Source organism: Streptacidiphilus sp. PB12-B1b (genome assembly GCF_014084125.1).
In the GTDB taxonomy this organism is placed as follows: domain Bacteria; phylum Actinomycetota; class Actinomycetes; order Streptomycetales; family Streptomycetaceae; genus Streptacidiphilus.
This window is the reverse complement of sequence record NZ_CP048405.1, coordinates 2,171,408-2,184,552: the sequence shown is the minus strand read 5'-3', so window position 1 is coordinate 2,184,552 and position 13,145 is coordinate 2,171,408. Positions and strand designations below refer to the sequence as shown.

Below are 13,145 nucleotides of genomic sequence, written 5' to 3'. Positions count from 1 at the left end.
AACGGTTCACGGAGCACTCCCATCCCGGCACTCCCCCGGCCGCCGCACCGGCGGCCCCCACCCGATGGAGCAGACCAGATGACCACGACCGTCGACGCGCCGACCGCCACGGCGGCCGCCGTGCAGGAGCGCGGCGCCACCGTGTGGCTGACCGGCCTGCCCAGCGCCGGGAAGACCACCCTGGCCCTGGCCCTGGCCGAGCGGCTGCGGGCCGAGGGCCACCGGGTGGAGCTGCTGGACGGCGACGAGGTGCGCACCTTCCTCTCCGCCGGCCTCGGCTTCACCCCCGAGGACCGCGACACCAACATCCAGCGCATCGGCTTCGTCGCCGAACTGCTGGCCTCCAACGGCGTCAAGGTCCTCGCCCCGGTGATCGCCCCGTACGCGGCCTCCCGCGCCGCGGTCGCCGCCCGCCACGCCGGCCAGGGCACCGCCTACCTGGAGGTGCACGTGGCCACCCCGGTCGAGGTCTGCTCGGAGCGCGACGTCAAGGGCCTGTACGCCAAGCAGGCGGCCGGCGAGATCTCCGGACTGACCGGCGTGGACGACCCCTACGAGGCTCCCGTCTCGCCGGACCTGCGCATCGAGGCCCACACCCAGCCGGTGGCCGACTCCGCCGCCGCCCTGTACGCCCTGCTCACCGAGAGGGGGCTGGCGTGAACCGCGCCGGCGCCGACACCGAGGAGACCCTGTGACCACCGCTGCCGAGTCCCTGTCCCCCAGCGGGTACGGCAACCCCTACGCGCTCTCGCACCTGGACGCGCTGGAGGCCGAGGCCGTCCACATCTTCCGCGAGGTCGCGGGCGAGTTCGAGCGCCCGGTCATCCTGTTCTCGGGCGGCAAGGACTCCATCGTCATGCTGCACCTGGCACTGAAGGCGTTCTGGCCCGCGCCGGTGCCCTTCGCGCTGCTGCACGTCGACACCGGGCACAACTTCCCCGAGGTGCTGGAGTACCGCGACCGCGTCGCCGCCCGGCACGGCCTGCGGCTGCACGTGGCCTCGGTGCAGGAGTTCATCGACAGCGGCCGGCTGCGCGAGCGCCCCGACGGCCTGCGCAACCCGCTGCAGACCGTGCCGCTGCTGGACGGCATCGAGTCCCACCGCTTCGACGCGGTCTTCGGCGGCGGACGCCGGGACGAGGAGAAGGCCCGCGCCAAGGAGCGGGTGTTCTCGCTGCGCGACGAGTTCGGCGCGTGGGATCCGCGCCGCCAGCGTCCCGAGCTGTGGTCGCTCTACAACGGCCGGCACGCCCCCGGCGAGCACGTCCGGGTGTTCCCGCTGTCCAACTGGACCGAGCTGGACGTCTGGCAGTACATCGAGCGCGAGTCCGTGGAACTGCCGGGGATCTACTACGCCCACGAGCGCGAGGTGTTCGCCCGCGACGGCATGTGGCTGACCGCGGGCGACTGGGGCGGGCCCAAGGAGGGCGAGACCGTCGAACGCCGCCTGGTCCGCTACCGAACGGTCGGCGACATGTCCTGCACCGGCGCGGTCGACTCCGCCGCGGCCACCGTCGCCGACGTGGTCGCCGAGATCGCCGCCAGCCGGCTCACCGAGCGCGGCGCCACCCGGGCCGACGACAAGGTCTCCGAGGCCGCCATGGAAGACCGCAAGCGCGAGGGGTACTTCTAACCATGAGCACCGAACTGCACCGCGCCCCCAGCGCGTTCGAGACCGGCTCGGCGACCGCGCTGCTGCGCTTCGCCACCGCCGGATCGGTCGATGACGGCAAGTCGACCCTGGTCGGCCGGCTGCTGCACGACTCCAAGTCCATCCTCACCGACCAGTTGGAGGCGGTCACGCACGCCTCGAACCGGCGCGGGCAGGAGGCGCCGGATCTGGCGCTGCTCACCGACGGCCTGCGGGCCGAGCGTGAGCAGGGCATCACCATCGACGTCGCCTACCGCTACTTCGCCACCGCCCGGCGCCGGTTCATCCTCGCCGACACCCCCGGGCACGTGCAGTACACCCGCAACATGGTCACCGGCGCCTCCACCGCCGAACTGGCCGTGGTCCTGGTCGACGCCCGCAACGGCGTGGTCGAGCAGACCCGCAGGCACGCCGCCGTGGCGGCCCTGCTGCGCGTCCCGCACCTGGTCCTGGCCGTCAACAAGATGGACCTGGTCGACTACGCGGAGCCGGTCTTCGCCGCCATCGCCGAGGAGTTCGGCCGTTACGCCGCCTCGCTGGGCGTGCCCGACGTCACCGCCGTCCCGATCTCGGCGCTGGCCGGGGACAACGTGGTCGAGCCCTCCGCGCACATGGACTGGTACGGCGGCCCCACCCTGCTGGAGCACCTGGAGTCGGTCCCGGTGGGCACCGACCCCGGCACCGAGCAGGCCCGGTTCCCGGTCCAGTACGTCATCCGCCCGCAGAGCGGCGAGCACCGCGACTACCGGGGCTACGCCGGGCAGTTGGCCTCCGGCGTGCTGCGCACCGGCGACCGGGTGACGGTGCTGCCGTCCGGGCTGACCACCACCGTGGCCGGGATCGACGTCCTCGGCCGGGAGACCGGCGTCGCCTGGGCCCCGCAGTCGGTGACGGTCCGGCTGGCCGACGACATCGACGTCTCGCGCGGCGACCTGATCGCGGCGGGCGAACCGACGGCGCCCACCCAGGACGTCACGGCGACCGTCTCGCACCTGAACGAGCGGCCGCTGCGGGTAGGCGACCGGGTGCTGCTCAAGCACACCACGCGCACGGTGCGGGCGATCGTCAAGGAGATCCCGTACCTGATCGACATCGACACCCTGGCGCACGTCGACAGCCCGGACGGCCTGAAGGTCAACGACATCGGCCGGGTCGTGCTGCGCACCGCCGAACCGCTGGCGCTCGATCCGTACGCCGCCAACCGCCGCACCGGATCGTTCCTGCTGATCGATCCGACCGACGGCACCACCCTGACCGCCGGCATGGCCGGCGAGTCCTTCTGAGCCCGGAGCTATCGGAGCCATGACGAAGGGATCCACCACGATGAGCGGCGAGGCTTTCTCCCGCATGGCCAAGGAAGGCGGCCGCGTCGGCAGCGGCGCGCTCGGGTCGGGACAGGGCGGGATCGCCCAGTGTCGACTCGCAGAATGCTGACAAACTGCTGACAAACCGTCACCGAGCAATAAACTGGCTCGGTTTGACGCTGCGATCGCTTCAACTTACGCCCATACGTGAGGACTTCCCTGCCATGACTGCCTCCATCGCCAACTCCCCGGCGCGCGTCCGCGCCAGACGGACCGTCATCACCGCCGCTGCCGCGCTGGCCGCCCTCGGCCTGCTCAGCGCCTGCGGCGGATACGGCTCCAAGGCCACTAGCAGCAGCTCCGCCGCCGCCCCCGCAGCGACCGGCAGCGGTTCGGCAGCGCCGGCGCTGTCGGCGAGCACCGTGCACATCGGCTACTACGCGAACCTGACCCACGCGACGCCGCTGATCGGCATAGAGAACGGGCAGTTCCAGAAGGACCTGGGCTCGACCGCGATCAAGACCCAGATCTTCAACGCCGGACCGGCCGAGATCGAGGCGCTGAACGCGGGCGCCATCGACATCGCCTGGATCGGCCCCTCGGCCGCGCTCAGCGGCTACACCTCCTCCCACGGCGCCTCGCTGAAGATCATCGCCGGGGCCACCACCGGCGGCGCCGAGCTGGTGGTCAACCCCAAGAAGATCGCCGGTGTGGCGGACCTCAAGGGCAAGAAGATCGCCACCCCGCAGCTGGGCAACACCCAGGACGTGGCCCTGCTCTACTACCTGAAGACGCACGGCTACAAGGAGAACGCCGAGAGCGGCGCGGGCGACGTCTCGGTCCTGCGGATCGACAACTCGACCACCCCGACCGCCTACGCCTCCGGCCAGATCGACGGTGCCTGGGTGCCCGAGCCCACCGCCTCCAAGCTGGTCGCCGAGGGCGCCAAGGTGCTCATCGACGAGCGCACGCTGTGGCCGCAGCAGCAGTTCGCCACCACCAACGTGATCGTCTCGCAGTCCTTCCTCAAGGCCCACCCGGACGTGGTCGACGCCGTCCTCAAGGCGTCGGTCGACACCAACGCCTGGATCGTCGCCAACCCGGCCCAGGCCAAGACCGACGCCAACGCCGCGCTCAAGCAGCTCAGCGGCAAGGCCCTGTCGACCAAGGTGCTCAACTCCGCCTGGTCCTACCTCTCGGTCACCAACGACCCGCTGGCCTCGACCCTCCAGGCCGAAGCCCAGCACGCGGTGACGGCCGGACTGCTCAAGCAGCCCGACCTCAGCGGGATCTACGACCTGGCCCCGCTCAACCAGATCCTCAGCGCCGACGGCAAGCCGACCGTCTCCGCCGCCGGGCTCGGCCAGCAGTAGCCTTCCCGTCCCCCGCACCCCGGTGCCCGCCCCGGTCCACGTCGATGCCCGTCGCACGGACCGGGGCGGGCCCCGGCACCAACGCCAAGGAGGTGTCCGGATGGCTCCGGCAGCCACCCAGCATCCGGCCGAGGACACCCTCGGCAGCGGACAGCCCGCCGTCACGCTCGAACACGTCTCCAAGTCCTTCGGCCGGGCCGGGCAGGCCAACCCGGTCCTGGACGACATCAGCCTGACCGTCGCCCCCGGCGAGTTCGTCTGCCTGCTGGGCGCCTCCGGCTGCGGCAAGTCCACGCTGCTGAACCTCGTCGCCGGCCTGGACCGGCCCAGCAGCGGCAGCATCGCCGTGCCCGGCGGCCGGGCCGCGCTGATGTTCCAGGAGCACGCGCTCTTTCCCTGGCTCACCGCCGGACGCAACATCGAGCTGGCGCTGCGGCTGCGCGGCCTGCCGCGCGCCGAGCGCCGGGCCGAGGCCGAGCGGCTGCTGGCGCTGGTCCGCCTCGGCGGGGCGCACGACAAGCGGGTGCACGAGCTGTCCGGCGGCATGCGCCAGCGCGTGGCGCTGGCCCGCGCGCTCGCGCAGGACGCCTCGGTGCTGCTGATGGACGAGCCCTTCGCCGCGCTGGACGCGATCACCCGTGACGTCCTGCACGAGGAGCTGACCCGGATCTGGTCGCAGACCGGGGTGTCCGTGCTGTTCGTGACGCACAATGTCCGTGAGGCCGTACGGCTCGCCCAGCGCGTGGTGCTGCTGTCGTCCCGCCCGGGGCGGGTCGCCCGCGAGTGGCGGATCGACCTGCCGCAGCCGCGCCGCATCGAGTCCGCGGGTGTCGCGGACCTCTCCGTCGAGATCACCGAGCAGCTGCGTGGGGAGATCCGCCGCCATGTCCAGCACTGAGACGCCCGCCGAGACCGCCGCCGACGTCGCCGCACTCGGTGCGGGCCTCGACGCCCTGGAGACCCCCGACGTCGAGCGCACCCCCCTCGGCCGGCTGCTGCTGACCAAGGCCCTGCCGCCGGTGCTCGCCATCGGCATCGTGCTGCTGCTCTGGGAGGCCGCCTGCCTGGCCCACCTCAAGCCGCCCTACCTGCTGCCGAGCCCGCTGGTGGTGTGGGACAGCCTGTACGACCAGTGGTTGCAGGGCACGATCATCGGCACCATCTGGACCTCGTTGTCGCGCGGCATCCTGGGCTTCCTGGCGTCCGTCGTCATCGGCACCCCGGTGGGCCTGCTGGTCGCCCGGATCAAGCCGGTCCGGGCCGCCATCGGCCCGATCCTGTCCGGGCTGCAGTCCATCCCCTCGGTCGCCTGGGTGCCCGCGGCGGTGATCTGGTTCGGCCTCAGCAACGCCACCATCTACGCGGTGGTGCTGCTCGGCGCGGTCCCCTCGATCGCCAACGGGCTGGTCTCCGGCGTCGACCAGGTCCAGCCGCTGTACCTGCGGGCCGGGCGGACGCTGGGCGCGACCGGGCTGCGCGGCATCTGGTTCGTGCTGCTCCCGGCCGCCCTGCCGGGCTACCTCGCCGGGCTGAAGCAGGGCTGGGCGTTCGCCTGGCGCTCGCTGATGGCCGCCGAGCTGATCGCCAGCTCCCCGGCGCTGGGCATCGGCCTGGGCCAGGCGCTGGAGAACGCCCGCGAGATGCAGGACATGCCGACCGTGCTGGCCACGATCATCCTGATCCTGCTCGTCGGCGTCGGCATCGACCTGCTGATCTTCGCGCCGGTCGAGCGCCGGGTGCTGCGCTCGCGCGGCCTGCTGGTGGCCCGCCGATGACCCCCCGCCCCGGAGAGCGCCGCCCGGCCCGGCCGGGCCGGGCGGGCACGCTGCTGCTGGTCGCCCACGGCAGCCGCGATCCGCGCCACGCCGAGACCGTCACCGCGCTCACCGCCCGGGTGCGGGCGCTGCGTCCGGGGCTGCGGGTCACCGTGGGCTTCCTGGACCACTGCGCGCCCGGGATCGACCAGGTGCTGGACCGCCTGGACGGCAGAATCACCGCCCTGCCGCTGCTGCTCAACCGGGCCTTCCACGCCAAGCACGACATCCCCGGCGCGCTGGCGGCGGCCGCCGCCCGCAACCCGCGGACCACCGTCCGCCAGGGCCCGGTCCTCGGGCCGTCCCCGCTGCTGCTGGACGCCCTGGACCGGCGGCTGGCCGAGGCCGGGGTACGGCCCGGGCGGGGCACCGGCCTGGTGCTGGCCGCCGCCGGCTCCTCCGACCCGGCGGCCAACGCCGTCACCCGGCGGGTCGCCGCCGACCTGGAGCGCCACCACGGCTGGGCCGCGGTCGAGGTCGCGCACGCCTCGGCCGCGCCGCCGCGCGTGGCCGACGCCGTCGCCGCCCTGCGCGCCCGCGGCGCGCGCCGGATCGCCGTCGCCCCCTACCTGCTGGCCCCGGGCCTGCTGCCGGACCGCATCGCCGACCAGGCCCGGGCGGCCGGCGCGGACGCCCTGGCCGCCCCGCTGGGCGCGGCCCCGGAACTGGCCCGGCTGCTGCTGCACCGCTACGACCAGGCCCGGGCCGACGCCGCCCCGGTCGGCCTGCGGCTCAGCGCCTGACCCGCAGGCGCGGGCTCGGACAGCCGGAGGCGGACACCCCGGAGGAGACCGCCGGAGCGGTCGCGGGATCGTCGCCGCCGGACGGCGCCCCCGGCGTGGCCGAGGCCGGGTCGGCGGGACCGGACGCGGACGCCGTGGCGCCCGGCGGCGCGCTCCCCGGCGGAACGCCTCCCGGCGGGGCGCTCCCCGGCGGTGCGGAAGCGGGCGGCGCGGAGGCGGGCGGGCTCGCGTCCGGCGGGGTCACCGGCCCGGACGCCGGTGGCGAGGAGCCGGGCGGGGCGCTCGGCGGCGGTCCGGCGGCGACGGTCAGGGTCACCACCGCGCCCGGCGGTACCGCCGCCCCGGCCCGGGGGCTCTGCGCGGTGACCGTCCCGGCGGCGCTGCCGGGAGCGTCCCCGGCGGTCTGCACCACCACCAGTCGGCAGGGGCTGCCGTCGGCGGCCCGGACCGCGCCCAGCAGCGCGGCGGCGGTGGCCGGGCTGTCGCCGGTCACCGAGGGCAGTACGCAGGGCGGCGCGCCCAGCGAGACGGTGAGGACGACCGCTGAGCGGATGCCCAGCCGGGTGCCCGGCAGCGGGGTCTCGCTGATCACGTCCCCGGCCGGGACGTTCGCCGCATAGCCGTCGACGGTCGTCACCAGCAGCCCGCAGCCGGTGCCGCGGTCGTCGGCGACCAGCGCCCGCAGCACCGCCTGGACGGCCGTGGCGCTGCCCTCGGCCGGGGGCAGGGTGCACAGCGGCGGGTCCGGCGGCAGGCTGCCCGCCGCGCGCGCGGGGACCGGGCCGCTGGAGTAGACCAGGGTGACCTGGGTGCCGCAGGGCTGTGCGGTGCCGGGCGCGGGCCGCACCGAGATCGTCCCGCCGAGCGGGACGCCGACCGAGTGCTCGGCGATGTCCAGCCCGGGGAACCCGGCCGCCAGCAGCGTCTGCGAGGAGACCGGGTAGCGCTGCCGGGAGACGCCCGGGACGACCGCCGCGCCCCGGCAGGCGGTGCCGGGCGGCAGGCCCCGGGGCGTGGACGTCACCGGCTCGCCGAGCGGAAGCACCGCCCCCACCTCGGCCGCCGCGGTGACCACGGCCGAAGCCGACGCCGGAGCGGCCGCCGGGCCGCTCACGGCCCGCGCCGTCCCGCTCCCCGCGCCGCCGGTCGCGCCGGGCGGGCGCCCGGAGCCGCCGACGGAACCGCCGGAGTCGGGCCGCAGAGTGCTGCCGGAGGCCAGCGTCAGGCCGCCGAAGGCCAGGGCCGCCACCGCCATGGCACCGAGCGCGGTGGCCAGCGGCACCGGCAGCCAGGCGAGCCCCCCGGCCCGGTGCCGCGTCGGTGCGACCACGGCCCGCCGCCCCAACGGTCGGCCCCGGACGCCCGCCGCCGAAGGCCGGGCCCGCGCACCGGGCCCCGGCGGCGCTCCGCCCAGGGCGGTGCCGCAGCTCCAGGCGGCGCAGAACCGCGCCGAGTCGTCGTTGAGCGCCCCGCACAGCTGGCATTCGATCATGGCGGCTTCCCCCCGCGCCCCACGCCCGGCCCCGTACCCGTGCTGTCCGGGGATGCTGCCCCGGCGTGCTCCCCACACTCTCAGATCAACAGCACGGACGGGGAGCGCGCGCGGGGGGCGCGCGAGGCGAATGCAGCGGGGGCGCGCACGAGGGCGGGGCCGGACACGCCTGCTTCGGCATGTCCGGCCCCGCCCGGGGGTGCTGAGGCGCTGAGCGCGGGTGGCTCAGTGGCGGCTGCGGTCCAGCTCGGCGACGTCGTCGTCGCCCTGGGCGGCGGGCACCCGACCGGCCACCACGACGCTCTCGGCGTGCGTGGTGTCGTCCGCGCCGTGGCCCGGCCACCAGGCGGCCCGGCCGATGAGCGCGGTCAGCGCCGGGGTGAAGAACATGGCCATCACGAAGGCGGCCATGACGATGCCGAAGCTGATCGAGAAGCCCATCTCGCTGAAGAGGCTGTTCCCGGCCAGCATCATGCTGGCGAAGGTCCCGGCGAGGATCGCCCCGGCCGCCGCGACGGTCGGTCCGGCGTGCCGGATGGCCTGCCCGGCCGCCTCGCGCGGGCTGCGCCCGGCCCTGGCCTCCTCCCGCAGCCGGGAGATCATCAGGATGTTGTAGTCGGTGCCGATCGCCACCACGAAGAGGTAGATGAAGACCGGCAGCATGAACATCAGCCCGGACTGGTTCTGGATGTGCTGGAAGATCAGCACGGTGGCGCCGACGGTGGCGGCGAAGCCGAGCCCGACCGAGGCCATCAGGTACCAGGGGGCGACGACGCTGCGCAGCATCAGCCCCAGGATCAGCATGATCAGCAGTCCGGCGACCGGGAAGACCACCGAGTAGTCGTGGTTGATCGCCAGGTTGATGTCCTTGTAGATCGCGGTCTCACCGCCGACCAGGGCCTTGTCCCCGGCGGGCGCGGCGGCGTGGGCGACGTCGCGGACCTGCACGACGGTGTCCATGGCCTGCGAGCTCTGCGGGTCGGCGCTGAGTATCACCGAGACGTCGGCGGTGTCGCCGTTGGCGTTGTACTTGGCCGGGGAGACCGAGGCCACCCCGGGGACGCCCTTCAGCTTCTGCTCCAGGCCGGTGACCGCGGACCTGTCCAGCGGCGCGCCGTGGTCGCTGGACAGGAAGACCTCGGTGGGCGTGGCCGCACCGGCGCTGAAGGCCGTGGTCATGGTGGTCTGGACGACCATCGACTCCTTGGTCTTCGGCATGGAGGCCGAGGCGAAGTCGAAGCTGGCCTTGTAGCCGGTGGCGACCACGGCCAGGGCCACCATCAGCAGCCCGGCGACGGCGGCAACGGCTGCCGGGCGGCGCTGCACGGTGCGGCCGAGGGAGGCGAACTTCGAGCCCTGCGGCTCGACCGACCACTTCTTGGACGGGAAGAACAGGCCCCGCGGCGGGATCAGCGAGAACACCGCCGGGATCAGGGTGAGGCCCGCGATCAGCGTGACGCCGACGGAGATGGCCAGCGCCGGGCCCATCTGCTTGAGGAAGGAGACCGAGGAGAGCGTGAGCGCGAGGAAGGCGATGATGACCGCGCCGGCGGCGGAGGCGATGGCCTCGCCGACCTTGCCGACGGCGGTGATCATGGCTTCCTTGTGGTCCTCACCGGCCCGCAGCCGTTCCCGGTAGCGGAACATCAGGAAGAGGATGTAGTCGGTGCCGACGCCGAACAGCACCACGATCAGGATGCTGGAGACGGAGCTGTTGGATTCCAGTCCGAGCAGCTTGGTGACGTCCGCGATCAGGCCGTTGGCGGCGACCGCGACCACGCCGATGAGCAGCAGCGGCAGCAGGGCCATCAGCGGCGCCCGGAAGATGATCAGCATGGCCAGGACGATGATCACGAAGGTGCCCAGGCCGATGAGCTCACCGCCGCGCTTGGAGGCGTCCTGCTGGTCCAGCGCCTGCGCGGCGCTGCCGCCGACCTTGGCCTCCAGCGTGGTCCCGGCGGTCAGCTGCTTGACGTCGGTGCGCAGGGTCTGCGCCGCGGTCGACTGGGCGGGCTGCCCGGCGGTGGCGCTGTTCATCTTGACCAGGGCCAGGTCGTACTTGCCGTCCTTGGAGAACATCCCCGGGATGACGGCCTGCACCTGGTCGATCTTCTTCTGGCCCAGCTCGTTGGTGATCTTGAGCGCCAGCGCCTTGTCGGCCGTGGTGAGCGGGCCGCCGTCGACGCGCTGGATGAGCACCTCGGCGGCGGGGGTGAAGGCCGCCGGGAAGGCGTTCTGCTGCAGGTCCATCGCCTGGATGGACTCGTAGCTGGAGGGGAGGAAGCTGCTCTCGTTGCTGTTGGACGCGAGCGCCGGGGCGGTCAGGGCGATCACGACGGCCGCGACCAGCCAGGTCACGATCGTCCAGACCGGGTGGCGGACGACGGTGCGTCCTATCCGATGGAACATGAGGGCAGCCTCCAGGGCAGAGATCACCCCACCCTGGCGTCAGTGCACGGGCAGCGCGATCTGACCAGCAACCTAGCCGGTCGACAAGTAAGTTCAGTGTCAGCATCCTAGGAAGGTCACTAGCCGTCCGGCAAGTCAGTTCCCTCGACCGGGCGGTCCCCACAGCTGACTCGGATCCGACGCAACCCATCTTCGCCCGGCGGGAGGCCGCCGCACCTCGTCCCCCGGGTGGAGCCTCCTCCCCCTCAGGGCGGAGATACGTGGAGGCAGCACCAGGGGAAACCCCGGGTACCCGGCCCGGGGCGGGCAGCCCGGCCGCGCCGCCCCGCACGGCTGCGCCCCGCCCCCGCCCCGGAGTGTGGGCTTCGCCACACCTGCGCCGCCAACGGTCCGGCCCGAACCCGCTCAGCGCGCGGGCCAGCTGCCGTCCACGACCGCGGCCGGGTCCTTGCTCCGCCGCAGCCAGCTCTGCAGCCCCTCCGCCCACGCGCGGTACCAGCCGATCTGACGCTCGTGCAGCTCTGCCGGGTCCAGCCCGCCTATCTCCGCCGGGTAGGCCCTGCCCAGCGCCAGCGCCACCCGCAGCGCGGCCAGGGCGTCGTTCCCGGCCCGGTGCGCGCCGTTCAGCTCGACCCCGTAGTGGGCGCAGGCGCTCTGCAGCGTGCGCGAGCCCTTGCGGTACTTGTCGACGGCGCGGTCGATGGTGAGCGGGTCCAGCACCGGGCCGGGCTCGGCGCCGCCCAGCCGCTCGGACAGCGAGGCCAGGCCGTGCCGGGCGAGCTCGGCGTCGAGCAGGCTGAGGTCGAAGGGCTTATCCACGCACGACCGTGTCTCACGACCTCTCCAGTCGTTGCTGGGGCAGGGGGTGTGCTCAGATGGAGCTCTTCTTCACCGATCCGGAAGCTCTGGAGACAGCCGGGGTGAGCGATGCCCATAGGGCACTTGAACGGCACGGGTTGCACGCCAGCGCGCCTTTCATCCTCGAAAGCGACGGTCGGTACGACATCCAGCTCAACCGCTTCCTATGGTCCCTGCCGACCCTTGGCGTGCGGTCGGCGAACTCCTGGCGCGCCTACGCTCTCGATCTGCTGACCTGGGCACGCTTCCTTGAGGAACATCGATGCAAGACCGTTTGGCATGCCGACCGGGACGACGTGACTGCATTCCATCGAGCCAGGCGCGTCTCGCCCGATCCAACTCAGGTCGTCTCGGCCTCGACGTGGAACCGCTCCGTCGCGGCACTCGACAAGTTCTACTCGTGGGCCCTCGACGAGGGGCTGATCGACCAAACCCCGTTCAGGTACTCCGAGAGCTCCCGCCACATCGGCGGCGGAAATCAGGTGCGCGTCCGTAACAACCGCGCCATGGAAAAGGCCGCCAAGCGCGGGGATGTGCGGTTTCTCTCCGTCCCGCGCTATACGGCGTTTCGAGATGTCGGTCTACGCGGCCTACTCCCGGCTGGGGGCGACGACAGGACCTTCCGCGGCCGCAACGCGGAGCGCAACGTCGTCATGACCGAACTGTTGGTCACCACCGGGCTGCGCATCGAGGAGGCCGCGTCGCTCTGCTGGCCTGAGCTCCCCGCTCTCGACGGCCAAGGCAGCGCGAAGAGTGTCGCGTTCGACCTTGCGCCGCCAACTACCAAGCGAGACAAGGGACGCAAGATCCTGCTTCCGAAGCGGGTCCTCCGCGCATTGACGGACTACATTGAGATCGAACGGTCTCTGACGCTTGCCCGATGGCACGCTCACGGGTGTTCATTGCCAGCAGGTGCCGTTCTTGGGAGCCAGGCTGACAGGCGAGGTGTGCGGCTGCCCACGAAGGAGGGCCATCCGCGAAGAGTCCCCTGGTCACGAGTACCGCCAGAAGTGCGGGCTCGGCTGTACCTCGTTGACGAGCAGGGCCTTCCGCTCGGGCCTGCATGCGTATGGGTGGGCCAGGAGGCTCGACCCGTATCGCTGTCAGCCTGGGAATCGGTTTTCGTGCGGGCCTCGGAGCGATGCCGTGAACACGGAATCGATGTCGCTGCCACTCCCCACGTGCTGAGGCACACCTTTGCCGTTCATCTTCTGTCAGCGCTCATCCAAGAACAGATTGGCTCAGTGAACCGCCGAGAGCTGACCGACGGTGTGTATCGCCGGATCATTGGAGATCCACTCGATCACCTTCGGCGCCTTCTGGGCCACGCCTCGATCACCACGACCTACATCTACCTCGACTGCACCGACCAGGCCCAAGGGTTGATCGACGACGCAGTAGACGCCTGGACGTCCGAGGTAGTGGACACGGCCGTCAGGATTTCGCAGCAGACGCCTTCCTGTCCGAGCGCAGCAGCTCAGGAGAGCACGTGGTAAGCCGG

11 protein-coding genes are annotated in these 13,145 nt (G+C 72.7%); 8 read left to right on the top strand and 3 right to left on the bottom strand.

What is annotated here, in order from left to right; genetic code table 11:
• Positions 1–78 precede the first annotated feature (78 nt).
• The 7 genes from cysC (at position 79) to GXW83_RS09825 (ending at position 6,885) form a co-directional block, all read left to right on the top strand.
• A complete protein-coding gene (cysC, locus tag GXW83_RS09855; protein WP_182442697.1) occupies positions 79–660 on the top strand; it encodes an adenylyl-sulfate kinase in 582 nt (193 codons plus the stop codon).
• Between the two features lie 31 nt (positions 661–691).
• Entirely contained in the window at positions 692–1,633 is a 942-nt protein-coding gene (cysD, locus tag GXW83_RS09850; protein ID WP_225446870.1) for a sulfate adenylyltransferase subunit CysD, read from the top strand.
• Positions 1,634–1,635: 2 nt separating this feature from the next.
• Positions 1,636–2,934 (top strand): sulfate adenylyltransferase subunit 1, encoded by a 1,299-nt coding sequence (locus GXW83_RS09845; RefSeq protein WP_182442696.1) that lies wholly within the window; start codon positions 1,636–1,638, stop codon positions 2,932–2,934.
• Between the two features lie 245 nt (positions 2,935–3,179).
• Positions 3,180–4,328, top strand: a complete 1,149-nt coding sequence (locus tag GXW83_RS09840; protein ID WP_182442695.1) for an aliphatic sulfonate ABC transporter substrate-binding protein — start codon at positions 3,180–3,182, stop codon at positions 4,326–4,328.
• Between the two features lie 100 nt (positions 4,329–4,428).
• Positions 4,429–5,226: an ABC transporter ATP-binding protein gene (locus GXW83_RS09835; RefSeq protein ID WP_182442694.1), complete on the top strand. Its 798-nt coding sequence runs from the start codon at positions 4,429–4,431 to the stop codon at positions 5,224–5,226.
• Positions 5,213–6,103: an ABC transporter permease gene (locus GXW83_RS09830; protein ID WP_182442693.1), complete on the top strand. Its 891-nt coding sequence runs from the start codon at positions 5,213–5,215 to the stop codon at positions 6,101–6,103. The genes GXW83_RS09835 and GXW83_RS09830 overlap by 14 nt, the downstream gene beginning before the upstream one ends.
• Entirely contained in the window at positions 6,100–6,885 is a 786-nt protein-coding gene (locus GXW83_RS09825) for a sirohydrochlorin chelatase (RefSeq protein ID WP_182442692.1), read from the top strand. Before GXW83_RS09830 ends, GXW83_RS09825 begins: the two co-directional genes overlap by 4 nt.
• Here GXW83_RS09825 and GXW83_RS09820 read toward each other — a convergent pair.
• From GXW83_RS09820 to GXW83_RS09810, 3 genes are all read right to left on the bottom strand, one after another.
• Positions 6,875–8,377, bottom strand: coding sequence for a PASTA domain-containing protein (locus tag GXW83_RS09820; protein WP_182442691.1), 1,503 nt, complete (start codon positions 8,375–8,377; stop codon positions 6,875–6,877). The two genes, GXW83_RS09825 and GXW83_RS09820, sit on opposite strands and share 11 nt — an antisense overlap.
• A 225-nt stretch (positions 8,378–8,602) precedes the next feature.
• Positions 8,603–10,786, bottom strand: a complete 2,184-nt coding sequence (locus GXW83_RS09815) for an MMPL family transporter (RefSeq protein WP_182442690.1) — start codon at positions 10,784–10,786, stop codon at positions 8,603–8,605.
• Between the two features lie 405 nt (positions 10,787–11,191).
• A complete protein-coding gene (locus GXW83_RS09810; RefSeq protein WP_182442689.1) occupies positions 11,192–11,605 on the bottom strand; it encodes an exonuclease domain-containing protein in 414 nt (137 codons plus the stop codon).
• A gap of 56 nt (positions 11,606–11,661) precedes the next feature.
• On the opposite strand from GXW83_RS09810, the gene GXW83_RS09805 reads away from it, so the two are divergent.
• Entirely contained in the window at positions 11,662–13,140 is a 1,479-nt protein-coding gene (locus tag GXW83_RS09805; RefSeq protein ID WP_182442688.1) for a tyrosine-type recombinase/integrase, read from the top strand.
• Positions 13,141–13,145: the final 5 nt, after the last annotated feature.